A 25,582-nucleotide genomic window follows, 5' to 3' on the forward strand; every position below is an offset into this window, starting at 1 on the left:
GCAACCCGGTGAGCAGACTCAAGTATCCGAGGACCGCCATTGCTTGTGCGGTCGCCGCCTTCGCATTGACGGCCCGGGCGTACGCGTTCGATCCGTTTACCATCGCCGACATCAGGGCCGAGGGGCTGCAGCGCCTCGAGATCGGCACGGTGCTCACATACCTGCCGCTGGCCGTCGGCGATCAACTCAATTCGGCAACGTCACGGCAGGCGATCCGCGCCCTCTACGCCTCCGGTCTGTTCCAGGACGTCCAGCTTCTGCGCGACGGCAATACCCTGGTGGTCCGCGTGCAGGAGCGTCCTGCGATCTCCTCCTTCGAGATCAAGGGCAACGACAAAATCGGCGGGGATGAGCTCAATCAGTCTCTGAAAAATCTCGGACTCGCCGAGGGCGAGCTGTTCCGGCGCGAGTTGCTCGATCAGGTCGAGCAGGAGCTGCGGCGGCAGTACTACGCGAACGGTTACTACGATGTCGCGATCGAGTCCAAGGTCACGGAAGAACCCAACAACCGCGTGAGTCTGAAGATCGAGGTCACCGAAGGCCGCGTGACCAAGATCAAGGATATCAACATCATCGGCAACACCGTATTCGACGACCAGACACTGCTGGAGCAGCTCGAACTGCGGGCGACGAACTGGATGCCGTTCCAGCGCTCCGATCGCTACTCCAAGCAGAAACTGGTAGGCGATCTTGAGAAGTTGCAGTCCTATTACCAGGATCGCGGCTATCTCAAATTCAACATCCGTTCGGTGCAGGTCGCGCTGACGCCCGAAAAAGAGTCGATCTACATCACCGTCAACGTCGAAGAAGGCGACGTCTACAAGGTCAAGAGCCGGCGCTTCTCCGGGGAAACCATTCTCAACGAGCGTTTCCTCGAGGCACTGACGACGACACGCGCCGGTGACATTTTTTCGCGCAAGGAAGCCACCGAGTCTGCCGACCGCATCGAAGCCGCGCTATCGGACATCGGCTATGCCTTTGCGGAAGTCACGCCGATTCCGGAAGTGGACGAGGTCAACAAGGAAGTCAGCATCAATTATTACGTGGAGCCGGGCAAGCGCGCGTACGTACGCCGGATCAGTTTCGTCGGCAATACCGGCACCAACGACGAAACCTTGCGCCGGGAAATGCGCCAGCTCGAGGCCGCGCCGTTCTCCAAGTCGGCGGTCGAGCGCTCACGCGTGCGCCTGACGCGCCTGCCGTTCATCGAAGAGGCGGAAGTCGAGACCAAACCGGTTCCGGGCTCCGACGATCTCGTCGACATCCAGTTCAAGATCAAGGAACGTCCGCCCGGTTCGGTACAGTTCGGCGTCGGTTATTCGGGCGCCCAGGGATTCCTGGTCACCGGCCAGATCACTCATACGAACTTCCTCGGCACCGGCAATCGCATCGATGCCTCGGTCGAGAACAATACGATTTCGCGCAGCATTAACCTGGGCTGGACCGATCCATATTTCACTGCCGACGGGATCAGCCAGTCGATCTCGCTGTTTTACCGCGAGTCGGAATCGGTGATCCGCTTCTCGTCGGGATTCAACTCCAACATCCTGGGCGCGAACCTGACGTATGGCATTCCGCTGTCCGAATTCGTCTCGCTGCGTGCGGGTCTGGGTTTCGAGGAAGTGGCGCTGGAGACATTCCCGGGCACGACCTCCGACGAGGTGCTCCAGTTCGTCGTGCGCAACGGCACCCGGTTTTCGACCTACCAGTTCCGCACCGGTATCAGTTACGACTCACGTAACCGCACCTTCTTTGCAACCCGCGGCGCGCTGCATGCACTCACGCTCGATCTCGCCCTGCCCGGTAGCGATCTGCAGTATTTCAACGCCAGCTACCGTGCGCAGACCTATGTCCCGCTGCCGTACCGTTTCGTGATCGAGCTCAACGGTTCGGTCGGATACGTCGACGGCTATGGCAATGACGACGACGTGCCGCCGTACGAGAATTTCTTTGCCGGCGGGCCGCGCACCGTGCGTGGCTACCGTGACGGCTCGCTGGGGCCGCGCGACACACCTTTCGGCAATGAGTTCGGCGGCAAGCTGCGCACCACGGCGCAGGCCGAGCTGGTTATTCCGCTCCCGATCGAGAGCGACGGCAAATCCACGCGCTTGTCCGGTTTCTTCGATATCGGCAACGTATTCGCCGAGCCGGCGGATTTCGAATTCGGTGAGCTGCGTCAGTCGGCGGGGATCGCGTTTTCCTGGTTCACGCCGTTCTTGGGGCTGCTCGACCTCAGCTACGCCTTCCCGCTCAATGCGAAGGAGGGCGACCGTACCGACCGTTTCCAGATCACCTTCGGTTCTGGTTTCTGATCCAGCCGTAAGCCACGTATCACTGACATCACGCGAGAGAGACGATGAAGATGTACAAGACCCTGTTTGCTGCCCTTGCCATCGCCGTACCGGTGCTCGTTGCAACTCCGGTACTGGCGCAAGGCGTCAAGATCGCGGCAATCCGCTCCAACGAACTGGTGCAGCAGTCGCCGCAGTTCAAGGCGGGTCAGGAGAAGATGAAGCAGGAATTCGAGCGCCGCGCCAACGACCTCGAAGCCGAAGCCAAGAAGCTCGCCGAAGACATCAAGGCCTTCCAGAAGGAGGCGGAGCTGCTGTCGGCGGCCGATCGTGCGCGCAAGGAGAAGGATCTGAACACGCGCAAGATCGACTTCGAGTACAAGAGCCGTCAGTTCCAGGAAGAGCGCGCCAACCGCGAGCGTCAGCTTTTCACCGAGATGATGGGCAAGATCAAAGCGGTGATTGAGCAGGTGGCCAAGGAGAAGGGTGCGGCGATCGTCATCGAAAATCCGGTCTACGCCGAGCCGGGTATCGATATCACCGACGAAGTGCTCAAGCGCCTGCAGGCCGCAAAGTAAATGCCAGCACCGCGCCGTGCGGCGCGGATCGTAAAAGGCCGGGATGGGCTATGCTCGCACCCGGCCTTTTCCATGAGGCATCGGCCCTGATCATGGACAGCAGTGGATGACGACGATCGCTTTGCACACGCTCGCTGAGCGTTTTGGCTTACGGCTCGTCGGTGATGGCAGCGTGAGCATCAGTGGTGTGTGCGCGCTGCTGCCCGGGCGGCCGGATTGCATCAGCTTTTTAGCCAATCCCAGGCTGCGTACCCAACTGGCGCAGAGCGCCGCCGGCGCGGTCATCGTCAGCGAGCGTGATGCGCCGTTGCTCAAGACTGCGGGCCTGATCGCCCAGGATCCTTATCTTGCTTATGCGCGGATCGCGCGGCTGTTCGATCCCGACCGCGACTTCACGCCTGGCGTTCACCCCGGCGCGAATATCGATCCTGATGCCACCGTTGGTCGTGGATGCTGGGTCGGCCCCGGTGCGGTGATCGAACGCGGCGCGGTCGTCGGGGAGGGCAGTTTCATTGGCCCGAACTGCGTCATCGGTCGCGATGCCCGGCTCGGTGCGGCGTGTCGCCTGGTTGCGGCGGTTTATGTCGGTCCGCGTGTGCGCATCGGCAGCCGCTGCACGATTCAGCCAGGCGCCGTCGTCGGTGGTCGCGGTTTTGGCAATGCGCGCGGTCCGCACGGCTGGGAGGAGGTGCCGCAGCTCGGGACAGTCGTGATCGGTGATGACGTCGAGATCGGCGCGAATACCTGTATCGATCGCGGCGCCATCGAGGACACGGTGATCGAGGATGGTGTGCGGCTCGACAACCTGATCATGATCGCCCACAACTGTCGCATCGGTGCGCACACGGCGATCGCTGCCTGCACCGGCATCGCCGGCAGCACGCGTATCGGACGGCGCTGTATGATCGGCGGGGCGGTCGGCATCGCGGGGCACATCGAGATCGCCGATGACGTCGTGCTGCTCGGTCGGGCGATGGTCACCGGCTCGATCACGCAAAAAGGAGTTTACGGCTCTGGCCTGCCGCTCGACGATGCGCGCGAATGGCGCCGGACGGTTGCGCGCATCCGCCGTCTCGGCCGGCTGGAAGAGCGGGTACGAGCGTTGGAGCGGAGAGCCGGGGTGGTTGCTGCTGAGGGAAGCGCAGAAAAAGCCGATGACGATGTTTGACATCAACGAGATTCTGGAGCTGCTGCCGCATCGCTATCCGTTCCTTTTGATCGACCGCGTGCTCAGCGTGGAACAGGACGGCAATGTGCTCACGGCCATCAAGAATGTCACGTACAACGAACCGTACTTCCCTGGCCATTTCCCGGGGTTGCCGACGATGCCGGGCGTGCTCATTCTCGAGGCGATGGCGCAGGCCTGTGGGGTGCTGGCGATCCGCAAATCCGGCGTACGCAAGGATTCCGGTTTCATTCTTTACTTCGCTGGCATCGACGAATGCCGGTTCAAGCGGCCCGTCGTGCCCGGCGACCAACTCAAGTTCCGCGTCGAGCTGGATAAGCACAAGCGTGATCTATGGAAATTCAAGGCGCAGGCCACAGTGGACGGCGAGCTCGCCTGCTCGGCGGACATGATGTGCGTGCTCAAGGACGCCCGACGTAACGTCGGAGGTGACTGATGGCCAATATCCATCCGACGGCGATCGTCGATCCGCGCGCCGAGCTGGAGGAGGGTGTCGAAATCGGTCCTTATTCGATCGTCGATGCCGGCGTGCGCATCGGTGTCAATACCTGGGTGGGTCCGCACGTGGTGTTGCGTGGCCCGATGACGATCGGTCGCGACAACAAAATCTTCCAGTTCGCCTCGCTCGGAGAGGTATCACAGGACAAAACGGCCCGGCGCGAGGATCCCACGCGCGTCGAGATCGGCGATGGCAACACCATCCGCGAGTACGTGACGATTCAGCGCGGCACGCTCAAGGAGCAGGGTGTCACACGCATCGGCAACGATAACTGGATCATGGCGCAGGTGCATATCGCGCATGATTGCGTGGTGGGTTCGCACACGATCCTGGCCAATGGCACGACACTGGCGGGGCACGTCACGATCGAGGACTGGGTCGGCCTGGGCGGCTATACGCTGGTGCACCAGTTCTGCCGCATCGGTGCGCATGCATTCACGGGGGGCGGCGCCGTCGTGCTGCGCGATCTGTTGCCCTTCGTGATCGCCGAGGGACACCCGGCGCGGCCCCGCGGGATCAATACCAAGGGCCTCGAGCGCCGCGGCTTCACCGCGCAGGACATCGAAGAGATCAAGGACGCCTACAAGCTGATCTATCTGTCCGGCGCGCTGATGGCCGAGGTCAAGGAAAAGCTCAAGGAAAAAGCCCGGCAGTCGGTGCATGTCGCGCGCATGCTCGCGTTCATCGAGACCTCCAAGCGCGCGCTGTCGCGCTAGGCGGGCAGGATGAGTGGCCTGCGTGTAGCCCTCGTCGCCGGCGAGATGTCGGGTGACATCCTGGGAGGCGCCATCGTCTCCGCGATCAAGGCAAGACGGCCGGATGCGCAGTGCTACGGCGTTGCCGGCGCGCGTATGGTTGCGGCTGGTTGCGAGCCGATCGAGTCGATCGAGGCGCTGTCGGTCATGGGGCTGGCCGAGGTATTGCGCGAGCTGCCGCGGCTCGTGCGCCTGCGCCGGCAGCTCGTCGGCCGGCTGGCTGCCGACCGGCCGCACGTCGTCGTCGGCATCGATGCGCCGGATTTCAATCTCGGGCTGGAGATGCGTCTGCGTGCGCAAGGCCTGCGCACGGTCCACGTCGTCAGTCCGACGATCTGGGCCTGGCGTGCCGGCCGCGTGCACACGATCGCGCGCGCGGTGGACCGGATGTTGTGTCTGTTTCCTTTCGAGCCGCCGCTGTACGCGGCACACGGTGTGCGTGCCGACTTCATCGGTCATCCGCTCGCCGATGAGCTCGACGACTCGATCGACGCCGCGCAGGCGCGTGTCGCGCTGGGTGTCGATGCGCAGACGGCCGTGGTCGCCGTGATGCCAGGCAGCCGCGCCAGCGAGATTCGCTATCTGGCGCCAACCTTTGCACGCACGGTCGCCTTGTTGGCGGCGCAGATGCCTAAGCTTAAGTTTCTCACTCCAGTAGCCAAACCGTCGCTGCGCGCCGGTATCGAGGCGGCGGTCGCAATGCACGCCCCGCATGCCGATTGGCGGCTGATCGACGGCCAATCGCGCATGGTGATGCGCGCCGCCGACGCCGTGCTACTCGCCTCCGGCACCGCGGCCCTGGAATGCCTGCTGCTGGGCCGGCCGATGGTGGTCGCCTATCAAGGTTCGCCGCTGACCGCTTTTCTCTTGCTCAGGCTCGGGTTGCTCAAGACGCGCTATGTCAGCCTGCCGAATCTGCTGGCCACCGAAGCCGTCGTGCCAGAGCTGCTGCAGGCGGCTGCCCAGCCGCGACGCCTCGCGGACGAGGTCGGACGGTTGCTCGCCGATACCACCGCACGGCAACGTCAGCTCGATCAGTTTTCGGCGGTGCGCGCGGTGTTGCGTCGCAACGCCGGCGTCCGTGCGGCCGACGCCATCCTCGAGGTCGCGGCCGGTGTCCGATAGGCTGGCTGCGTGTCGCCGACTACAATCCGTGGGCCATGCATCGACAGCGAGACGACCATGATTGCGGGTATCGATGAAGCCGGGCGTGGGTGTCTCGCCGGCCCGGTGTATGCCGCGGCCGTCGTGCTCGGACCGTGGGTGCCCGACGGGATCAACGATTCGAAGAAGCTCTCGCCCGCGCGGCGCGAGGCTTTGTTCGAGCGGATCTGCGCTTCGGCCCTGGACTGGTCGATCGCCCGCGCCGAAGTCGAGGAGATCGACCAGTTCGATATTCTGCGGGCGAGTCTGCTGGCGATGCAGCGCGCCGTTGCCGGACTGCGGTCGATGCCTCGCGAGGCCTGGGTTGACGGACCGCATGCGCCGCGACTCGACTGTCCGGTACGCACGATCGTCGGCGGTGATGCCCAAGAGCCGGCGATCATGGCGGCGAGCATTCTGGCCAAGGTCGCGCGCGACCGCGAGCTGATCCGGCTCGATGCGTACTACCCGGGCTATGGCTTTGCCCGGCACAAGGGGTACGGGACACCGGCACATCTCGCCGCCCTGCGCCGCCTCGGGCCTTGTGCGCTCCATCGCCGCAGTTTTTCGCCGTGCGCTGCGCAAGTCCAGGGCCGTCTGGAGGTTTGTGCCCCACCGCTTGGGGATGACCGCGCGACGTCCGCTCCGGCTGCCGGCGCCAACGTTGCTGGGAACGCGTAAAGAGTGTCGCCGTGTTCGTCCACCTTCGCGTCCACACCGAATATTCGTTGACCGACGGCATCGTCCGGGTCGAGCCGCCCAAGCGCAAGGGCGGCGGTGTCGGTGCCACGCTGACTTCGCGCGCCGCGGAACTGGGATTCCCGGCAGTGGCGATCACCGACCGCAGCAATTTGTTTGCGATGGTGAAGTTCTATAAGGCGGCGGAGAGCGTCGGGATCAAGCCGATCATCGGTGCCGATCTGTGGCTGGAAGAGCGCATGCCGCAGGAGCCGCCAGAGCGTCTGACCCTGCTGGTGCAAAACGATGAGGGGTATCGCAACCTCGCGCGCCTGATCTCGCTGGGTTATACCGATGGGCAGATCCGCGGTCAGCCGCTGATCCGCTGGGATTGGCTCGCGGCTCACGCCGGCGGCTTGATCGCACTCAGCGGCCGTGATGGCGCGATTTTCCGTGCCGCACAGGTCGATCAGGTCGGGCCGGCGCTCGATGCCTTGCAGCGGCTGTCAGCGCTGTTTCCGGACCGGTTGTATCTGGAGATCGCGCGCTGCCAGCGTCCGGGCGACGAGGAGTGGGTGGCCGCTGCGTGCGCGCTGTCACGGCACAGTGGCGTACCGGTCGTCGCCACCAACGACGTGTGCTTCCTCGAGCGCGACGATTTTGAAGCGCATGAGGCGCGCGTGTGCATCGCGCAGGGGCGTGTCCTCGCCGATGACAAGCGTCCGCGTGAGTACACCCCGGAGCAGTATCTCAAGTCCGCAGAGCAGATGGCCGAGCTGTTCGCGGACATTCCCGCGGCCCTGGAGAACACGGTCGAGATCGCCAGGCGGTGCTCGCTGACGCTGAAGTTTGCTCCGCCTTATCACCTGCCGAATTTTCCCGTTCCCGAAGGGTACGACACCGATTCATGGCTGCTTAAACGCGCCCATGAAGGGCTTCAGGAGCGCTTCGCCGAGCTGCGCGCCACGGCAGGGCTTTCTGCCAGCGAGGACGAGTATCGCCAGCGCCTGGATTACGAGCTCGGCATCATCGAGAAGATGGGTTTTGCCGGCTATTTTCTCGTCGTCTCCGACTTCATCCAGTGGGCCAAGACGCATGGCTGTCCGGTCGGCCCCGGCCGTGGTTCCGGTGCCGGTTCGCTGGTTGCGTATGCAATCCGCATCACCGATCTGGATCCGCTGCCGTACAACCTGCTGTTCGAGCGCTTCCTCAATCCGGAACGCGTGTCCATGCCCGACTTCGACGTGGACTTTTGCATGGACAACCGCGACCGCGTCATCGAGTACGTCACCCAGAAGTACGGGCGCGACCACGTCGGGCAGATCATCACCTACGCGACGATGGCGGCGCGCGGCGTCATCCGGGACGTCGCGCGCGTGCTCGGACACGGGTATGGATTCGGTGACGCCATTGCCAAGCTGGTTCCGGCCACGCCCGGTGCGACGCTGGTCGACGCACTGGAGACGGTGCCGGAGCTGAAACGGCGCTATGAAACCGAGGACGACACGCGTGCGGTGCTCGATCTCGGGCTGGCGCTCGAAGGCATCACCCGCGGCGTCGGTGTGCATGCCGGCGGCGTCGTCATCGCGCCCAAGCCGCTGACCGATTACGCGCCGGTGTACTGCGAACCCGGCGGCGTTGGCCTGCGCACGCAGTTCGACATGAAGGATCTCGAGGCCATCGGTCTCGTCAAATTCGACTTCCTCGGTCTGAAGACGCTGACCATCATCCAGGAGGCGGTCGATACGATCCGTCGTAATCGCGGGGTGGCGCTCGACATGCTCAAATTGCCACTCGACGATCCGCAGACTTATGCGCTCTATGCCAGCGGCGAGACCACCGCGGTCTTCCAGATGGAATCGCCCGGCATGCAACGTGCCGCGCGCGATCTCAAGCCCGATACCTTCGAGGACATCATCGCCCTGGTGTCGCTGTACCGACCGGGGCCGATGGAGCTGATCCCCGAGTACTGCGCCCGCAAGCGTGGCGAGGCCAAGGTCGAGTACCTGCACCCGGACATGGAGCCGGTGCTGTCACCGACCTATGGCATCTTCGTCTATCAGGAACAGGTGATGCAGGTGGCGCAGCGCCTGGCCGGTTACACGCTCGGCGGCGCGGATCTGCTGCGGCGTGCGATGGGCAAGAAAAAGCCCGAGGAAATGGCGCAGCAGCGCGAGATCTTCCGCAAGGGTGCGCAGACGCGGGGCATTTCTGCCGAGGTCGCGGACAGCATCTTCGACCTCATGGAGAAGTTCGCGAACTACGGTTTCAACAAGTCGCATGCGGCGGCCTATGCGCTGGTGTCCTATCAGACCGCCTGGCTCAAGACCCACTATCCAGCCGAGTTCATGGCCGCCGTGATGTCCTGCGAAATGGCGCATACCGACACCGTCGTGGCCATGCGCGACGAATGCCGTTTGCGCATGGGCCTGACAGTCCTGCCGCCGGACATCAACCAGAGCCAGATCCGCTTTACGGTGCCCGCACCGCGGCAGATCCGCTATGGACTGGGTGCGATCAAGGGCGTGGGTGAGGGAGCGCTCGAGGGCATCATCGCCGAGCGACAGGCCAACGGCCCCTTCAAGGACTTGTTCGATTTCTGCCGGCGCATCGATACGCGCAAGGTCAACAAGCGTGTGCTCGAAGCGCTGATTTTCTCCGGCGCCCTCGACTGCCTGGGCTTGAACCGGGCCTCGCTGCACCGCTCGCTGCCCAAGGCTTTGCAGTTCGCCGAAGCGGCTGCACGGCGCGCGAGCAGTGGCCAGGAAGACCTGTTCGGCTCGGCTGGCGATGCTCCCGCGGAGTCGCTGCACATAGAACCCGAACTCGCGCCGGAATGGAGCGCGCGCGAGCTGCTCGCGCGCGAGCGTGAGACTCTGGGGTTCTATCAATCGGCGCATCCGCTCGATCCCTATGCCGAAATGATCGACGAGATCTGCAGCGGCCGATTGCCGGAGCTGGTGCGTGCCCAGCTCTCGTCGTCGCCACCGCCGCTCGGATCCGACGGCAAGCCAGTCTGGCCGACGCGCAGCAAGTCGATGTTCGCCGCCTGGGTCAAGGACGTGCGTTTCTTCAAGGGCGATGCGACCAGCGAGGGCCGTAGCGCACGCCCCAGCTACAAGATCACCCTCGAGGATGGCGGTATCGAGATTGCGTGCTGGGTCGATGCCGACGCCTTTGCGCGCGTTCAGTCCTTCGTCAAGCCCGACGGTCTGGTCTTTGTCATCGCCGAGATCGGGATCGCGCCCGCGCGTGACGACCGCGAACCGGAACCGCGGCTATATGCCCCCGAATTCCTCGGCTTCGATCAGGTACTGCGGGAGTACGCACAGCGCCTGACCTTGGACTGGCGCCGGCCGTTGGCCGAGCTATCCCCATTGCGTCGCCTGCTGATGCCCCGCCGAAGCGCCGATGGGGTGCCGGTGTCGGTCCGCTATGGCAACGCCAAGGCTGCGTGCATGCTCGATTTTTCCAGCGAGTGGCGTGTCCGGCTCGACGACGAGCTGCTGCAACAGTTGCAGCAGCTCCTGGGCTCGGACTGCGTTAAAGTGAGCTACCGCAAGTATGTGGCTCCGGTGAGCGAACGCCGTTTCGCCGCTGCGGGCGGAGCTTTCGACGACGAGTGATGGCCAGGATTGACCTGCGAAGCACGACCGCACGCACATGAATCTCAACTATCTCGACTTCGAGCAACCAATCGCCGAACTTCAACAGAAGATCGAGGAACTGCGCTTTGCCACCTCCGGTTCGGGTGTCAACCTGACCGAGGAGATCGAGCGCCTGCAGGCCAAGAGCAAGGAGCTCACCGAGCAGATTTTCAGCAAGCTCACGCCCTGGCAGGTTGTGCAGCTCGCGCGGCATCCGCAGCGACCCTATGCGCTCGATTACATCAAGGCTCTGTTCACGGAGTGGGAAGAACTGCATGGCGATCGCCATTACGCGGACGATCCGAGCATCGTCGGCGGTGTTGCCCGCCTGGATGGCCGCGCCCTCGTCGTCATCGGCCAGCAAAAGGGGCGCGATGCCAAGGAGCGCGTGTATCGCAACTTCGGCATGCCCAAGCCAGAGGGTTACCGCAAGGCCTTGCGCCTGATGAAGCTGGCCGAGAAGTTCAATCTTCCGGTGGTGACGTTCATCGATACGCCCGGAGCCTACCCAGGCATCGGCGCCGAGGAGCGCAATCAGTCCGAGGCGATCGCGCGCAATCTGTTCGAGCTGTCGCGGCTGCACACGCCGGTGCTGGCGACGGTGATCGGCGAGGGCGGTTCGGGTGGTGCGCTGGCGATTGGCGTCGCCGATCACGTGATGATGCTGCAGTACAGCATCTACTCGGTGATCTCACCCGAGGGCTGCGCATCGATCCTGTTCAAGGATGCCAGCCGCGCGCCGGAAGCTGCCGAGGCGATGCGGATCACGGCCAACGACCTTTACGAACATCGCCTGATCGACGAGATCGTTCCTGAGCCGCTCGGCGGTGCCCACCGCGATCCGAGCGCGATGATGAACACGCTCAAGCAGAAACTCAAAAGCAATCTTGAGCGCCTGTGCCATGTGCCGATGACCAAGCTGCTGGCCGCCCGCTATCAGCGCCTGATGGGTTACGGGGCGTACACCACCTTGCACTAGGCCGGCCGTTGGAAATGCAGCGAGGATGGTTAATGCAAGGTGGATGGCGCGCAGTGCGCAAGACCCATCCGGGCGCTCGGCGGGGGCGCGCAGCGCACCAGTTCCCAGTCGGTTCACCGCAGTTTTGTCTGACCGCCTGCTGAGCCGATCCTGCGCCGCATGCCTGTGCAACTGAGGCTTGCACGTCCGCCGGTTGGCAACGGCGGCCGCATCTGGGTCGGGTACAGCGGCGGCGTCGATTCCACCGTGCTGTTGCATCTACTCGCGGCGCAGTGGGTCGATGGCTTGCATGCGCTGCATGTGCATCACGGCCTGCAGCCGGCGGCGGATGACTGGGTACGCCACTGCCGACGTGTCTGCCGGCAGCTCGGTGTGCCGTTGCGCGTGCTGCGTGTCGATGTCGCGGCAGACGGCGAGGGGCTGGAGGCGGCGGCACGGCAGGCACGGTATGCAGCGGTTGCGCGCCTGCTGCGGCCAGGCGATGTTTTTGCGACCGCGCATCACCGCGACGATCAGGCCGAAACCGTCTTGTTCCGTGCATTGCGTGGCACCGGCATTGCCGGACTGGGCGCGATGCGCGAATGTGAGCCGTTGGGCGCCGGCCTGCTGTGGCGCCCTTTGCTCGATACGCCGCGGCAAATCCTGCTCGATTATGCGCAGCGGCAGGCATTGCCGTGGATCGATGACCCGCATAATCATGATTTTCGCTTCGCACGTGTTTTCTTGCGCACTGCCGTGCTGCCGCTTCTCGCGGATCGGTTTCCGGCCGCATCGGCGCATCTCGCCCGTCTGGCGCGGCATGCGCGCGCAGCCGAGACCCTGCTCGCCGAACTCGGTCAGGCCGATCTGCAAGCTCTCGGCGGATATGGCGGGCTCGACATCGCGGGTTTGCAGCGCCTGAGCGTCGAGCGCCGTCACAATGCGCTCTATCAGGCCTGGCGGATGCTCGGCCGGATGCCGCCCGACGAATCCTGGTATGCACGCCTGCAGCGCGAAGTGCTGGACGCGCGTGCCGATGCCCATCCGGTGCTGGCCAGCGGCGGTGTGGAGGCGCGCCGCTATCGCGGCCGTCTGTATCTGATGCCGGCGCTGCCGCCGCCGCCCGATCCTGCTCTGCGTCTGCGCTGGCCGCGGGGACGATCCTGCCTGGCGCTGCCCGACGGCTGCGGTGTGCTGCACTGCCGGTCCGGCCGGGCTGCGGGTTGTGTCGTGCGGTTTGGGTTGCGTGGAGAGCGTTTGCGGCCAGTGGGGGCGAGACATCGGCGCACACTCAAGAACCTGTCCCAGGAAGCCGGTTTGCCGCCGTGGGTGCGCGAGCGCATGCCGTTGATCGAGACCGCGCACGGCGAGCTGCTGGCGGCCGGAACCTGGCTCGATGCGCGGGCAGCCGCACTGGGGCTGGCGTTCGACTGGCAGCATGATCTGCCGGGTGGGCCGAATTGAGGCGCGGAGCGGGCATCACGTAAAATCCGCCAAACTCATCTCGCCGCCCATTCCCTGGTTGTTCCCATGCCCGACGCGCAGCAGACGCGATTCATTTTCGTGACCGGAGGGGTGGTGTCCTCGCTCGGCAAGGGAATCGCCGCCGCCTCGCTCGGCGCGATCCTCGAATCGCGGGGGCTCAAGGTCAGCATGATCAAGCTCGACCCGTACATCAACGTCGATGCCGGGACGATGAGCCCGTTTCAGCATGGGGAGGTCTTTGTCACCGAGGACGGCGCCGAAACCGATCTCGATCTCGGGCACTATGAGCGCTTTCTGCGCGGCAAAACCACGCGCTACTCGAATCTGACCACCGGCCAGGTCTACCGCAACGTCCTGGAAAAAGAGCGCCGCGGCGATTACCTCGGCAAGACCGTGCAGGTGATTCCGCATATCACCGACGAGATCCAGGCCAATGTGCACAAGGGCGCCGCCGGCGCCGACATCTGCATCGTCGAAATCGGCGGCACCGTCGGTGACATCGAATCTCTGCCGTTCCTCGAGGCGATCCGCCAGATGGGAGTCGAGCTCGGCCGTTCGCATGCGCTGTACATGCATCTAACGCTCGTGCCCTTCGTCAAGGCTTCCGGCGAGCTCAAGACCAAGCCGACCCAGCACTCGGTCAAGGAGCTGCGTAGCATCGGCATCCAGCCGGACATCCTCGTCTGCCGGACCGAGCGTCCGCTCCCCGATGGTGAACGCCGCAAAATCGCCTTGTTCACGAACGTTCCGTACAAGGCGGTCATCGCCGCCGTCGACGTCGACGACATCTACAAGATTCCCGGCTGGCTGCATCAGCAGGGCCTCGACGATCTCGTCGTGCAGCACTTCGGACTCGACTGCCGGCAGGCTGATCTGTCCGTCTGGGATCGTCTGGTCGAGGCCCGCAACTCCGCCGACATCGAGGTCCAGATCGCCATGGTCGGCAAGTATGTGGATCTGGCCGACGCCTACAAATCGCTCAACGAGGCGCTCCACCATGCCGGCCTGCATACCGGCACGCGGGTCAAAATCCGCTATGTCGAATCCGAGACGCTGGAGACGCAGGGTCTGCGCGCGCTCCAGGGGGCGGACGCGATTCTCGTTCCCGGGGGGTTTGGTGAACGCGGCATCGAGGGCAAGATTCTCGCGGCCCGCTATGCCCGCGAGAACAAGATCCCCTATCTGGGCATCTGCTTGGGCATGCAGGTGGCGGTGATCGAATTCGCGCGCAATGTCTGCGGGCTCGAAAATGCGCACAGCACCGAATTCAATCCGCACACGCCGCATCCGGTGATCGCACTGGTCACCGAATGGCGCGATGCCTCGGGCCGCACGCATGTACGCACCCTGGAATCGGATAAAGGCGGTACGATGCGCCTGGGGTCCCAGGCCTGCCGGCTCAAGGCCGGTTCCAAATCGCGTGCGCTGTACAACGCCGAAATCATCCGCGAGCGGCATCGGCACCGCTTCGAGTTCAACAACAATTACAAGGAGCGGCTCGCTGCTGCCGGCATGGACATCGTCGCCGAGTCGGTGGAGAACGAGCTGGTCGAGATGATCGAACTGCCGAATCACCCATTCTTCATCGGTTGCCAGTTCCATCCGGAATTCACCTCGACGCCGCGCGACGGTCATCCGCTGTTCGAAGGCTTCGTGCGGGCCGCGCGCGAACATCATCTGGCCCATCAGCCGGCGGTCGAAGCCACCCCCGCGCAGGTGAAAGTCGCATGAAGACCCTGCTCGGCCGCGATATCGGCGGCCTCAATCCGATTTTTCTGATCGCAGGTCCCGATACGCTCGAATCGGAAGCTCTCGCCCTCGAAGTGGCCGGGCACATCAAACCGATTGCCGAGAGGCTCGGTATCCTCTACGTGTTCAAGGGTTCGTTCGACAAAGCCAACCGCAGCTCACACAAGAGCTACCGCGGGCCGGGGCTCGAAGGCGGGCTCAAGATCCTAGAGCAGGTGAAGAAACAGATCGGTGTGCCGGTGCTCACCGATGTACACGAGGACACGCCGCTGGGTGAGGTCGCATCTATTGTCGATGTGATCCAGACTCCGGCTTTCCTGTGCCGGCAGACGAACTTCATGCAAAACGTCGCACGCACCGGACGCCCCGTGAACGTCAAGAAAGGTCAGTTCATGTCGCCCTGGGAGATGGGCAACGTGATCGAGAAGATGACGGCGGTGGCGCCGCACCAGTTTCTGTTGTGCGAGCGCGGCTTTTCGTTCGGCTACAACAACCTCGTTGCCGATATGCGCGGTCTTGCCATCATGCGGCGCTTCGCGCCGGTGGTGTTCGATGCGACCCACACCGTACAGTTGCCGGGCGGGCAGGGTACGGCTTCCGGCGGAATGCGCGAGATGATCCCGGTGCTTGCGCGCGCCGCCGTCGGTGCCGGCGTCGCCGGGGTGTTCATGGAGACGCATCCCAATCCCGATGCGGCGCTCTGCGACGGACCGAATTCACTCCCGCTCAAGCATGTCGAAGCGCTGCTGACGACGCTCGTCGAGCTCGACCGCGTCGTCAAGAAAAACGGCTTGTTGGAAACGCAGCTCGCCTGATCACTGCCAAAGCCGTGATCAGGACAACGAAGGCGAGCGGATTCCCACCGCTCGCTTTTTGCACGCGTCACGCTCAACGCCGCGTGCGGCGGCGCAGGGCTGCCATCATCGCGAGTGGTAACCAGCACCACAGACCGAGCGCACCACCGAAGCGCCCCGCATCGGGCTTGCCAGCCGAGTGGCCACCGCTGGCGCTGCCTGCGGATGGGATCGGCGGTATCCCGCTGCCGCCGACCTTGCAGGCGTAGACGGTCACGTCATCGACGTACCAGCCGAGATTGCCACCACAGCCATCCTGGCCGAATTCCCAGCGGAAACGCAGCGTGTCGCCCGGCACGGCGCCGAGTTTCTCGAAGCTGACGACGCTGATACCCCAGCTGCCGGTGGCTTCGCCCTGATCAGCGCCGGTCCATGCCGGTTCGCCGGCCAGCGGATTGGTGTTATTGCCGGTCAGGCCAGTCGGATCGGGTACCGGCAGCGGAAGGATGGGTCCGGGTGCGAACTCTCCACTGTGCGGATTGTGCTCGAAGGCGTCGTTGGGAACGGGGGTGAATTCGCCGCCATTGAGGCTGAATTTGAGGTTGCCGCCGTCGTACCCCGCTTCGGATTGCATGAAGTGGCTGAAGTGCAGAAAGGCACTGCTGGGGCCGACGGTGATGATGGGTGAGTCCATCCAGTGAGAGCCGGAGAGATCGCCGCCCGGGGCGCAGGTGCCGCCGGTGTCATCGACGGCAAACGCGGCGTGGCCGCCATGCGGTGCCGGAAGATCCGCCGTGGCGACGAAGGCAAAACCTTCGGATTCGGTGTCGCCGGTCAGGTTCTTGCCCAGTGTCCAGGTTGCCGGGATCCCGTTTTCCCAGTTTTCATGCAGGCTCGGCTCCGGCGCCTGTCCTTGTGGGCAGAGCGCCGGCGTTTCGCTCTCCGGCTGCAGCACCGGCAGGTAATTGCATTTCTCTTTGGGGCTGTCACGGAACTCGACGGCAACCGTCGCAAGGTGCACGGCTTCGCAATCGGCCGCGCCGATCACCTCGCCGGACGGATTGCCGAGCACATCGTTGAGCGCAACTCCGATCAGGTCGCGACAGGATTGTTCGAGCGCATCCGCATGCTGGGCGAAATTCGTCGTCGGTGTCTGGTAGTGCGTTGCAGCATGGAAGTAAATGTGCAATGACTTGGTCAGACCGATCCCCGGAATGGTGACGCCGTTGAACGTCTTGCCATCGACCAACATCGCGAACGCATGATTCGGCACGCCGGAATTGGTATGTACACCACCGTTGTCGCCGGTCCCGCAATAATAGTTCGGCGAGGTGATGACGCTACCGGGTGACGGTGCGAATCCGGTTACTGGAATGCCAAGCAGCGGGACGTTGACTGTGAAGTTGTCCGGATCCCACATGTCGCGCAGCAACAGACTGGCGGCGGTCTCGCTCAAGTCTTCGCCGACGACCCAGCGGCTTCCACCGTTCTCGAAGTACTCACCCTCGGTCAAAGTGAAGCCGAGCGGTCCTTCGAGGCCGTTCACGAGATCGTAGGCTTCACCGAAGATGTCCGAGTAGCTTTCGTTGAGCGCACCGGATTGGTACTGGTAAACCAGTCCGTGAGTGTATTCGGTGTAGGCGTGGCTCCATTCATGACTGACGACATCGTCGGCATCGAAGCCCGGGCAGTAATTCGTCGAGGTGCCGTCCCAGTAGGCATTCGGGCACTGTTCGTTGATCAGGTAGACGCTGCGCTGCACCTGCTCGGCGGGAGGTACTGCACCATCGTCATAGCCTTCGCGTCCGAACAGGTTCTTGTACAGCGCGTACGTACCCCCGGCGAAAATGTACAGGTTGTTGGTCGGCAGATCGGCCGTGCGCGTCGAAGGGACGACGTCCCCGACCAGCGGAGGATCCGCCGGTGCCAGCGCGCTGCCTTCGGTGAGCAGCGGAGGGACGTCCATCGTCGGGGTATAGATCTCCCGGTTGAGGATGCTGTGGATCTCGTTGATGCGGGTGAGCAAGGCGCCTGTATGGGCGTCGATGATCACACGTTCCCGAATCGGCGCGCCGGGCACGCGGATCAAGGCCTCGTAAGCCAAATGGTTGGTTCCCGGCACGCCTTTGAGCAGGCCGCTGCGGTAGATCATCAGGCGCGTGCGCTCGAACTCGAACGCACCGGTGCGTGGGTGCTGTTTGCGGACGGCGGCAAGCGCGCGCTCGCGCAGCATGCGCACCGACAGGGCGGGTGTCGTCGACAGCGTGTCGAGATCGTCGATGAAAACACCGCTGATGCCGGTGATGCCATTCGCATTCATGTGCACGACTAGGCGCGCGCCGAACACCGGTAAGCCGCGATGGATCTGGTCGAGATGCACGTGCGTGCCGCCGCGACGGTCGTGGGAGATGCGTCCGGCCCGCAATTGCGCGGCTGGATCGGTGGCGCCGACCAGCGCTCCATACAGCGACAGAAAGCCCAACGCGCGTTCAACCGGTGGTCCCGAGGCATCATCGCGGTATAGCAGCGCGCCTCCCTGCGCCAAGGCAGCGAAATAAGCATCCTGCGCTCGGCGTACGCTGATGAGTGCACCTCCGGTCTGGGTTTGCAGACGCCTCAAGAGTTCTTCGACGGGCACATTCGTGCGTTCCGGCAGGGCCGAGGCGAGACCCGGCAGTGCGCAGGCCAGTAGCGCGGTCCGGGAAAGGGCACATATGAAGCGGTGCAAACGATGGTGAACCGACATGGATTTCCCCATAGGGATGGGACGGATATGCACCTTGGTTGCCATCGACCGGCCCCGGGCTTTGTGTGCCACCGGGGGACGATGTTCCTGCCGTGACGCTGAATGCAGGCACCGATAGAATATGACGATTGATACCGCCAACACACTAGGGAGTAGCACTCACGATGTCAGCCATCGTTCGCGTCACGGCACTGGAAATCATCGACTCGCGCGGCAATCCCACGGTGGAGGCGGAGGTGGAGCTGGCATCCGGGGCCGTGGGGCGTGCGGCGGCGCCGTCGGGCGCATCCACCGGGACCCGTGAGGCCGTCGAACTGCGCGACGGCGCATCGGCCAAGGGCAAGGCCCGTTACCTTGGCAAGGGTGTCCAAAAAGCGGTGAGGAATGTCGAGACGGCGATCGCCAAGGCGGTGGTCGGGCTCGATGCGCAGGATCAGGCACGCGTCGACCGCACGATGATCGAGCTGGACGGTAGTGATAACAAGTCCAAGCTCGGTGCCAATGCCATCCTCGCGGTGTCGCTGGCCACCGCCAAGGCTGCGGCTGCCGAAAAGGGGTTGCCACTGTTCCGCCATTTGGGGGGAATCGCCAGCTGCACCTTGCCGGTGCCGATGATGAACGTCATCAACGGCGGAGCCCATGCCGACAACAATGTCGATATACAGGAATTCATGATCCTGCCGGTCGGGGCGCCGAGTTTTTCGGAAGCGCTGCGCTATGGTGCGGAAGTCTTCCACACACTCAAGAAAGTGCTCAAGGACCGCAAGCTCAACACGGCGGTCGGAGACGAGGGCGGGTTTGCGCCGGACCTGCCGTCCAATGCTGCAGCGCTGGACTGCCTGATCGAGGCCATCGAGAAAGCCGGCTACAAGCCGGGCAGGGACATTTATCTTGGACTTGATGTCGCATCCAGCGAGTTCTTCGACAAGGGGCATTATCACCTGCACGGCGAGAACCGCTCGTTCACGTCCGAGGAATTCGCCGACTTTCTGGCTGCTCTGTGCGCCAAGTATCCGATCCTCTCGATCGAGGATGGGTGCGCCGAGAATGACTGGAAAGGTTGGAAGACGTTGACCGAGAAACTCGGCGGCAAGGTCCAATTGGTCGGTGACGATTTGTTCGTCACCAACACGAAAATCCTTGCCGAAGGCATCGCCAAGGGCATCGCCAACGCGATCCTGATCAAGCCCAACCAGATTGGCACGCTGACCGAGACGCTGGATGCAATCCAGATGGCGACTGATGCCGGTTACGCCAGTGTCGTCTCGCACCGCTCCGGTGAAACCGAGGATGCGACGATCGCCGACATCGCCGTCGGCACGACGGCCACGCAGATCAAGACCGGTTCGCTGTGCCGCTCCGACCGCATGGCCAAATACAACCAGTTGCTGCGTATCGAACGCGCGCTGGGCGACCGCGCCCGCTATCCGGGCAAGGGCGCATTTCCGGTGGCGCTGTAAAGGCCGATGATCAGGCGTGCCGCCGTCGCGGTCCTCGTCCTGCTGCTGCTGGCTCTGCAGTGGCGGTTGTGGATCGCCGATGGCGGGATTGCCCACACCCATCGTCTCAAGCAGGAGGCAGCCCGTCTCGCCAGCGAGAACGAACAGTTACGCGCGCGCAACGCCACGCTCGATGCGGAGGTGCGTGACCTCGGCTCCGGGGTCGATGCGATCGAGGCGCGCGCGCGCACGACGCTGGGCATGGTCAAGGCAGGCGAAACCTTTTATCTCGTGGTCAATCCCTGACCGCCAGCCGTGACACAGAACACCCGTTACTGGGCCGTGATTCCCGCAGCCGGTGGCGGGACCCGCATGGGGCTGAACCGGCCCAAGCAATACCTGCCGCTGCGCGGCCGTGCGCTGCTCGAATGGAGTGTCGCGCCGTTCCTGGATCTGCCCTGGATCGACGCCATCGTCGTCGTGCTCGCGCGCAACGATGGCGAGTACGCGCGTCTGCCGATTGCGCGCCATCCACGGATCATCACCGCCACCGGCGGTGCTGCGCGCGCCGAATCGGTACTGGCGGGGCTTGCCGTCGTCGCCGAGCGCAGCCGTGCATTCAAGGATGTGCGGGTGCTCGTGCACGATGCTGCGAGGCCCTGTGTGACCCAGGCCGAGATCGAACGCCTGCAAGAGGAAGCCGACGATCGCCACGGCGGTTTGCTTGCACTGCCGGTGACCGATACGCTCAAGCGAGGCAAACACAGCCGTGTCGCCGATACCGTGGACCGCGCGTTTTACTGGCGCGCGCAGACGCCACAGCTGTTCCGGCTCGATGTACTGATGTCGGCGCTCGTCGAGTGCACTCAGCGCGGACTGGAAATCACCGATGAATCGAGCGCGATGGAACGCGCCGGCTACAAGCCGCGTCTCGTGCGCGGTCAGGAGTCGAACATCAAGGTGACGTATCCGCAGGATCTGCGCCTGGCCGAATTCTGGCTCACCCAGCAGGAGCGGCAACCATGAGCCATCGGCCGCCGTTTCGCATCGGGCATGGCTTCGATGCGCATCGTCTGGAAGCCGGCGATGGGGTCGTGCTGGGTGGCGTGCGCATCCCCTGCCCATACCGGATCGTCGCGCACTCGGACGGCGACGTGCTGATCCATGCGCTGTGCGACGCGTTGCTCGGTGCCATTGGCGGCGGCGATATTGGTAGATTGTTCCCGGATACGGATCCACAGTATCGTGGCATCGATAGTCGCCGTCTGCTCGCCAAGGTCATGCGATACGTGCGCGCAGAGGCTTATGCGGTGGTCAACGCGGATTTGAGCCTGATCGCCCAGACGCCGCGCGTGGCCGGATACGTGCCGGCGATGCGGCAGGTGCTGGCCGCCGAATTGGGCGTGGCCTCCGACTGCGTCAATGTCAAGGCAACGACGAACGAAGGCATGGATGCGATCGGCAGACGGGAGGGGCTCGCTGCGCACGCCGTCGTGCTGTTGCAGCGTATCGATTGAAAGCAGCCTTGGCGTTGGCAAGTGCGATCTGGATTCGGTAGCATGCCCCTGCTTTTTCGCTTGCACTCACGGCCGCCGCGCCGTCTCGAACCCAGAGGAGAGCAACCCCCATGAAAAAGCGCCTAACGGTGTTGACCGGCGCGCTCGCGCTGACCCTGATCGCGGGGCAGGCCGGCGCCAAAGCCACCGCTCAGGAGGCCGAGCGTCTCGGCAAGGATCTGACCCCGGTCGGCGCCGAACGTGCCGCCAACAAGGACGGCACCATTCCCGAGTGGACCCCGGGCCAGCAGCGCGGCTCGCTGTCGGGCGAGTTCCCCAACGACCCGAAGATCGACGCTGACAAGCCGCTGTTCACGATCACCAAGGCGAACATGGCGCAGTACGCCGACAAGCTGACGGAAGGGCACAAACACCTGCTCAGCACCTACGACAGCTACAAGATGAACATCTATCCGTCGCGCCGCGTCGTCACCTGGCCCGACGAGATCCTGGCCGCGACCAAGGCCAACGCGACCAACTGCGAGCTGCTCGATCCGGACACGCCGAACAACTGCAAGCTCGGCTTTCCGTTCCCGATTCCCAAGAGCGGCGCCGAGCCGGTCTGGAACCACAAGCTGAAGTGGCGTGGCGAGGCGGTGACCCGCTACAACAACCAGATGATCGTGCAGCCCAACGGCGAGTATCAGCTGACCAAGCTGATCGAGGACGTGCAGTTCGGCTACGGCTCGATCCAGAACCCGGTGCCCCTGAACAAGGGCTCGGGCGAGTTCCTCAAGTACCTGTCGAAGACCGTCGCGCCGCCGCGTCTGGCCGGCACCTTCATTCTCGTCCATGAGAAGGCCGGCACCGGTGCCGAAGGCCGCGCCGCGTGGCTGTATTCGCCGGGCCTCAAGCGCATCCGCCGCGCGCCGACGGTGTGCTGTGACAACCCCTACGAGGGTACGGACGGCCATCAGTTCTACGATCAGGTGGATATGTTCAATGGCGCACTGGAGCGCTACAACTGGAAGCTGGTCGGCAAGAAGGAGATGTACATCGGCTACAACGCCAACCGCATCGCCGGCCCGCAGACCAAGTACAAGGACATGGTCCGGCCGCGCCATCTCAACCAGGATTTGCCGCGCTACGAGCTGCACCGTGTCTGGATCGTCGAAGCCGACATCAAGCCGGGCACGAGCCATACCTTCAAGAAGCGGCGCATGTATATCGACGAAGATGCCTGGACGATCGCGGCGGTGGACAACTATGACAACCGCGATCAGCTCTACTAGTTCCAGGAAGGGCACATCATCTTCGGATACAACATTTTGTCGGCGACGACGGTGCCGGAGGTGATCTATCACTTCACGTCGGGCCGTTACTTCATCACGGCGGTCTTCAATGAGGACAAGCCGCTGGATCTGACCGCACGCTTCAAGCCGGATTACTTCACGGCGGCGTCGGTGCAGAAGATGACCACCAAGTAAGCTCAGATTGGCAGCCGCCGGGCGCTTACCCCGGCGGCTTTTTCGTTGAAGCGGGGCAAGGAGGGGGCGATGAAATTCGAAGACAAGCACACGTTCGACAAACCGGCCGCGACGGTCATAAAGATGTTCTCGGACCGGGTTTATTTCGAGCGCAAGTATAAAGATCTGGGATTTACTGACATCGAGGTGCTCGAGCACGAAAAAACGGATTCCAAATTCCGCATCAAGGTGCGCTACGTCGCCAAAAACGATGTCGCACTACCCGAATTCGCGAAGAAATTCATTCCCGCCAAAATGGTCGTCGTCCAGCAGGATGCCTGGGATCTCAAGCGTATGACCGGGCGTCTGGAGGTCGAGATCCGCGGTACTCCAGTCAAGGTTGCCTGCGACATGACGCTCAAGGATGAAGGCAAGGGTTCGGCCAACCTGCTAAAACGGACCATCAGCTGTCCGATCCCGCTGGTCGGCAGCAAGCTCGAACAGCTCACGGCGGACGATATTCGCGCCAAGGTCGCCAATGACATCGCCACGACGCGCCGCATCCTCGCGGACTACTGATCGCCGGCCCGAAGCCCGCAATGCCCGAAACACAGCGCCGCAGTTCGATGCGCCGCTGACCCTGTGGCAGACGATCGTCAGCGTCGCGGCATCGTTCTTCGGTGTGCAGAGTTCGCAAAACCGCCAGCGTGATTTCACCAGGGGAAAGGCGGGTCATTTCATCGTCGTCGGTTTGATCATGACCGCGTTGTTCGTCCTCGCGGTCGGCTTGGCTGTCCGGCTCGTATTGCGTCACGCCGGCCTTTGAAATGTACCTGCGTCTTTTAGTTATCAGCGTCGATCGGGAGGTTTACATGCGCCCTGTCCTGGCTCTGTTGTCTGTTCTCGTTCTGAGCTGGTCCACCGGGGTGGCAGGCGCTCCCGCATGGGTCGAGGAAAGCGACCGCAACGCAGCGGTGCTGCTCGACGTGATGGCCCAGTTTGCGCCGGAAACTGCAGGACAAATCGGCGTCGATGGGTATGACGAGAAGGTACTGGATCTGGGGCCCGAGGTTTACGAGCGTAGCCAGGCGGCGACGCAGGCGGCAATTGCAACGCTGGAGCAGCGCCGCGCGCTGACCACCGACACTGCAGTGCTGGAGGATCTGGACATTCTGTTGCAGGCCGCGCGCGACAGTCTGGCTTCGCAGCGCCTGGAGCACGAGCTGATGCTGCCGTACTACAACGTGCCGCAGACGGTGTTCGTCGGCATCAAAGCCCTGCTCGATCCGCGTGTGCCGAAAACGCGGCAGCAGGCGGCAGTCAAGCGGCTGCAAGCCTATGCCGGGATGGCCGAGGGTGCACAGCCGATCACCGAGCTGGCCAAAGCGCGGACGATGGAGCGGATGGGCGACGAACGCTTGCTCGGGCCGTACCGCGGCGAGGTCGAACAGGATCTCGCCGATGCACCGCGCTACGTCGATGGTATTGCCAAGCTGTTTGCGGATGCCGGTCTTTCCGGGTACGAACCGGCGCTGAAAGTCCTGCGCAAGCAGATCGCCGATTACCAGAAATGGGTTCGCAAGACGGTGCTGCCGAGGGCGCGCACCGACCACCGTCTGCCGCCGCAGTTATACGCCGATCGTCTCAAGCAATATGGCGTCGATGTCGCACCCGACGAGCTGATCCGCCGCGCGCTGCTGAGTTTTGCCGAGATCCGTAACGAGATGCAGGCGCTGGCGCCGCTGTTGGCACGGCAGATTGGACTCGATGCGACCGATTACCGCGACGTGATCCGCGTGTTGAAGAAGGCGCAGGTGCAGGGCGCGCAGATCCTGCCGTTGTATGAGAGCCGGCTTGCCGCTATCGAAAAGCTGGTGCAGATGCATGACGTCGTCACCCTTCCGCAGCGCAAGGCTGTGATCCGTCTGGCCAGCGAGGCCGAGTCGGCGATGATTCCGGCACCGTTCATGAGCCCGCCGCGTCTGATCGGCAATACCGGCGAGTACGGCGAGTTCGTGCTGCCGCTGCACGTGCCGGGCAAGGCTGGACGCGCCGATCTTAAGACCGACGATTTCACGTTCGATGCGGCAGCCTGGACGCTGTCCGCGCACGAGGCCCGGCCAGGTCATGAAATGCAGTTTGCGGCCATGATCGAGAAAGGCGTGTCGATCGCACGTGCCGTGTTTGCGTTCAACAGCGTCAACGTCGAGGGCTGGGCACTATATGCCGAGGCGGAAATGAAGCCGCTGTTCCCGCTGGAGGGTCAGCTCATCGGCCTGCAGCACCGCATGATGCGTGCGGCGCGCGCGTTCCTCGATCCGATGGTCAATCTTGGCCAGATCACGCCCGAGCAGGCGCGCGCGTTTTTGGAACGCGAAGTCGTGTTGTCGCCGGGGATGGCGCAACAGGAAGTCGACCGTTACACCTTCCGCGCGCCAGGTCAGGCGACATCATACTTCGTCGGCTATCAGGCCTTGATGGCCTTGCGTCAGCGCACCGAGCTGGCTTTGGGGACGCGCTTCGATCGTCGGCGTTTCCATGATTTTGTTCTCGCACAAGGTTTGCTGCCGCCACGCCTGCTGGAGCGGGCGGTGTTTGAACGCTTCGTGCCGGCAGAACTCGGCGGCGAGAAGACCGGTTTGCCGGATCCGGCTGCGCAGCCGCCGCGGTAG

General features: G+C 63.5%; 22 protein-coding genes. 21 read left to right on the forward strand and 1 reads right to left on the reverse strand.

Annotated elements, in window-relative coordinates; translation table 11 throughout:
- Positions 1–8 precede the first annotated feature (8 nt).
- The 12 genes from bamA (at position 9) to kdsA (ending at position 15,784) form a co-directional block, all read left to right on the forward strand.
- Positions 9–2,312 (forward strand): outer membrane protein assembly factor BamA, encoded by a 2,304-nt coding sequence (gene bamA / locus BMZ48_RS01710; RefSeq protein WP_234981468.1) that lies wholly within the window; start codon positions 9–11, stop codon positions 2,310–2,312.
- Positions 2,313–2,356: 44 nt separating this feature from the next.
- Positions 2,357–2,869, forward strand: a complete 513-nt coding sequence (locus BMZ48_RS01715; protein ID WP_091530819.1) for an OmpH/Skp family outer membrane protein — start codon at positions 2,357–2,359, stop codon at positions 2,867–2,869.
- Between the two features lie 106 nt (positions 2,870–2,975).
- Positions 2,976–4,037 carry a UDP-3-O-(3-hydroxymyristoyl)glucosamine N-acyltransferase gene (lpxD, locus tag BMZ48_RS01720; protein WP_091530822.1) on the forward strand — a complete coding sequence of 354 codons (1,062 nt, stop codon included), beginning with the start codon at positions 2,976–2,978 and terminating at the stop codon, positions 4,035–4,037.
- Positions 4,030–4,491 carry a 3-hydroxyacyl-ACP dehydratase FabZ gene (gene fabZ / locus BMZ48_RS01725; protein ID WP_091531850.1) on the forward strand — a complete coding sequence of 154 codons (462 nt, stop codon included), beginning with the start codon at positions 4,030–4,032 and terminating at the stop codon, positions 4,489–4,491. The genes lpxD and fabZ overlap by 8 nt, the downstream gene beginning before the upstream one ends.
- A complete protein-coding gene (gene lpxA, locus BMZ48_RS01730; protein WP_091530827.1) occupies positions 4,491–5,270 on the forward strand; it encodes an acyl-ACP--UDP-N-acetylglucosamine O-acyltransferase in 780 nt (259 codons plus the stop codon). Before fabZ ends, lpxA begins: the two co-directional genes overlap by 1 nt.
- 9 nt (positions 5,271–5,279) lie before the next feature.
- Complete coding sequence (gene lpxB / locus BMZ48_RS01735; protein ID WP_091530831.1) at positions 5,280–6,434, forward strand: lipid-A-disaccharide synthase; 1,155 nt, start codon at positions 5,280–5,282, stop codon at positions 6,432–6,434.
- Between the two features lie 57 nt (positions 6,435–6,491).
- Positions 6,492–7,133: a ribonuclease HII gene (gene rnhB, locus BMZ48_RS01740; protein WP_091530835.1), complete on the forward strand. Its 642-nt coding sequence runs from the start codon at positions 6,492–6,494 to the stop codon at positions 7,131–7,133.
- A gap of 11 nt (positions 7,134–7,144) precedes the next feature.
- On the forward strand, positions 7,145–10,756 hold the full coding sequence (dnaE, locus tag BMZ48_RS01745; protein ID WP_091530839.1) for a DNA polymerase III subunit alpha: 3,612 nt from the start codon (positions 7,145–7,147) through the stop codon (positions 10,754–10,756).
- Positions 10,757–10,793: 37 nt separating this feature from the next.
- Positions 10,794–11,756 carry an acetyl-CoA carboxylase carboxyltransferase subunit alpha gene (locus tag BMZ48_RS01750; RefSeq protein WP_091530842.1) on the forward strand — a complete coding sequence of 321 codons (963 nt, stop codon included), beginning with the start codon at positions 10,794–10,796 and terminating at the stop codon, positions 11,754–11,756.
- Between the two features lie 159 nt (positions 11,757–11,915).
- Positions 11,916–13,199, forward strand: a complete 1,284-nt coding sequence (tilS, locus tag BMZ48_RS01755; RefSeq protein ID WP_091530848.1) for a tRNA lysidine(34) synthetase TilS — start codon at positions 11,916–11,918, stop codon at positions 13,197–13,199.
- A 66-nt stretch (positions 13,200–13,265) separates the two neighbouring features.
- Positions 13,266–14,951 carry a CTP synthase gene (gene pyrG / locus BMZ48_RS01760; protein ID WP_091530852.1) on the forward strand — a complete coding sequence of 562 codons (1,686 nt, stop codon included), beginning with the start codon at positions 13,266–13,268 and terminating at the stop codon, positions 14,949–14,951.
- Positions 14,948–15,784 carry a 3-deoxy-8-phosphooctulonate synthase gene (kdsA, locus tag BMZ48_RS01765; RefSeq protein WP_091530856.1) on the forward strand — a complete coding sequence of 279 codons (837 nt, stop codon included), beginning with the start codon at positions 14,948–14,950 and terminating at the stop codon, positions 15,782–15,784. The genes pyrG and kdsA overlap by 4 nt, the downstream gene beginning before the upstream one ends.
- Before the next feature lie 73 nt (positions 15,785–15,857).
- Here kdsA and BMZ48_RS01770 read toward each other — a convergent pair whose 3' ends face one another.
- Entirely contained in the window at positions 15,858–18,509 is a 2,652-nt protein-coding gene (locus BMZ48_RS01770; RefSeq protein ID WP_159431045.1) for a M4 family metallopeptidase, read from the reverse strand.
- A gap of 164 nt (positions 18,510–18,673) precedes the next feature.
- On the opposite strand from BMZ48_RS01770, the gene eno reads away from it, so the two are divergent.
- From eno to BMZ48_RS01810, 9 genes are all read left to right on the forward strand, one after another.
- Positions 18,674–19,969: a phosphopyruvate hydratase gene (gene eno / locus BMZ48_RS01775; RefSeq protein WP_091530861.1), complete on the forward strand. Its 1,296-nt coding sequence runs from the start codon at positions 18,674–18,676 to the stop codon at positions 19,967–19,969.
- Between the two features lie 6 nt (positions 19,970–19,975).
- Positions 19,976–20,254, forward strand: coding sequence for a septum formation initiator family protein (locus BMZ48_RS01780; RefSeq protein ID WP_091530864.1), 279 nt, complete (start codon positions 19,976–19,978; stop codon positions 20,252–20,254).
- 9 nt (positions 20,255–20,263) lie between these two features.
- Complete coding sequence (gene ispD, locus BMZ48_RS01785; protein ID WP_091530867.1) at positions 20,264–20,974, forward strand: 2-C-methyl-D-erythritol 4-phosphate cytidylyltransferase; 711 nt, start codon at positions 20,264–20,266, stop codon at positions 20,972–20,974.
- A complete protein-coding gene (ispF, locus tag BMZ48_RS01790) occupies positions 20,971–21,465 on the forward strand; it encodes a 2-C-methyl-D-erythritol 2,4-cyclodiphosphate synthase (protein ID WP_091530871.1) in 495 nt (164 codons plus the stop codon). The genes ispD and ispF overlap by 4 nt, the downstream gene beginning before the upstream one ends.
- Positions 21,466–21,575: 110 nt before the next feature.
- On the forward strand, positions 21,576–22,736 hold the full coding sequence (locus tag BMZ48_RS01795) for a DUF1329 domain-containing protein (RefSeq protein ID WP_234981469.1): 1,161 nt from the start codon (positions 21,576–21,578) through the stop codon (positions 22,734–22,736).
- Between the two features lie 36 nt (positions 22,737–22,772).
- A complete protein-coding gene (locus BMZ48_RS13135) occupies positions 22,773–22,931 on the forward strand; it encodes a hypothetical protein (protein ID WP_234981470.1) in 159 nt (52 codons plus the stop codon).
- 69 nt (positions 22,932–23,000) lie between these two features.
- Positions 23,001–23,489 (forward strand): DUF2505 domain-containing protein, encoded by a 489-nt coding sequence (locus BMZ48_RS01800; protein ID WP_091530874.1) that lies wholly within the window; start codon positions 23,001–23,003, stop codon positions 23,487–23,489.
- Positions 23,449–23,736 carry a DUF2970 domain-containing protein gene (locus BMZ48_RS01805; RefSeq protein WP_091530876.1) on the forward strand — a complete coding sequence of 96 codons (288 nt, stop codon included), beginning with the start codon at positions 23,449–23,451 and terminating at the stop codon, positions 23,734–23,736. The genes BMZ48_RS01800 and BMZ48_RS01805 overlap by 41 nt, the downstream gene beginning before the upstream one ends.
- 46 nt (positions 23,737–23,782) lie before the next feature.
- On the forward strand, positions 23,783–25,582 hold the full coding sequence (locus tag BMZ48_RS01810) for a DUF885 domain-containing protein (RefSeq protein ID WP_091531854.1): 1,800 nt from the start codon (positions 23,783–23,785) through the stop codon (positions 25,580–25,582).

Origin of the sequence: Fontimonas thermophila, from assembly GCF_900113085.1 — a bacterium.
In the GTDB taxonomy this organism is placed as follows: Bacteria; Pseudomonadota; Gammaproteobacteria; order Nevskiales; family Nevskiaceae; genus Solimonas; species Solimonas thermophila.

Coding starts and splice junctions, on each gene's coding strand:
- BMZ48_RS01715 (WP_091530819.1), top strand. CDS start 2,357: ATGAAGATGTACAAGACCCTGTTTGCTGCCCTTGCCATCGCCGTACCG.
- lpxD (WP_091530822.1), top strand. CDS start 2,976: ATGACGACGATCGCTTTGCACACGCTCGCTGAGCGTTTTGGCTTACGG.
- fabZ (WP_091531850.1), top strand. CDS start 4,030: ATGTTTGACATCAACGAGATTCTGGAGCTGCTGCCGCATCGCTATCCG.
- lpxA (WP_091530827.1), top strand. CDS start 4,491: ATGGCCAATATCCATCCGACGGCGATCGTCGATCCGCGCGCCGAGCTG.
- lpxB (WP_091530831.1), top strand. CDS start 5,280: ATGAGTGGCCTGCGTGTAGCCCTCGTCGCCGGCGAGATGTCGGGTGAC.
- rnhB (WP_091530835.1), top strand. CDS start 6,492: ATGATTGCGGGTATCGATGAAGCCGGGCGTGGGTGTCTCGCCGGCCCG.
- BMZ48_RS01750 (WP_091530842.1), top strand. CDS start 10,794: ATGAATCTCAACTATCTCGACTTCGAGCAACCAATCGCCGAACTTCAA.
- tilS (WP_091530848.1), top strand. CDS start 11,916: ATGCCTGTGCAACTGAGGCTTGCACGTCCGCCGGTTGGCAACGGCGGC.
- pyrG (WP_091530852.1), top strand. CDS start 13,266: ATGCCCGACGCGCAGCAGACGCGATTCATTTTCGTGACCGGAGGGGTG.
- kdsA (WP_091530856.1), top strand. CDS start 14,948: ATGAAGACCCTGCTCGGCCGCGATATCGGCGGCCTCAATCCGATTTTT.
- BMZ48_RS01770 (WP_159431045.1), bottom strand. CDS start 18,509: ATGTCGGTTCACCATCGTTTGCACCGCTTCATATGTGCCCTTTCCCGG.
- eno (WP_091530861.1), top strand. CDS start 18,674: ATGTCAGCCATCGTTCGCGTCACGGCACTGGAAATCATCGACTCGCGC.
- BMZ48_RS01780 (WP_091530864.1), top strand. CDS start 19,976: ATGATCAGGCGTGCCGCCGTCGCGGTCCTCGTCCTGCTGCTGCTGGCT.
- ispF (WP_091530871.1), top strand. CDS start 20,971: ATGAGCCATCGGCCGCCGTTTCGCATCGGGCATGGCTTCGATGCGCAT.
- BMZ48_RS01795 (WP_234981469.1), top strand. CDS start 21,576: ATGAAAAAGCGCCTAACGGTGTTGACCGGCGCGCTCGCGCTGACCCTG.
- BMZ48_RS01800 (WP_091530874.1), top strand. CDS start 23,001: ATGAAATTCGAAGACAAGCACACGTTCGACAAACCGGCCGCGACGGTC.
- BMZ48_RS01805 (WP_091530876.1), top strand. CDS start 23,449: ATGACATCGCCACGACGCGCCGCATCCTCGCGGACTACTGATCGCCGG.
- BMZ48_RS01810 (WP_091531854.1), top strand. CDS start 23,783: ATGCGCCCTGTCCTGGCTCTGTTGTCTGTTCTCGTTCTGAGCTGGTCC.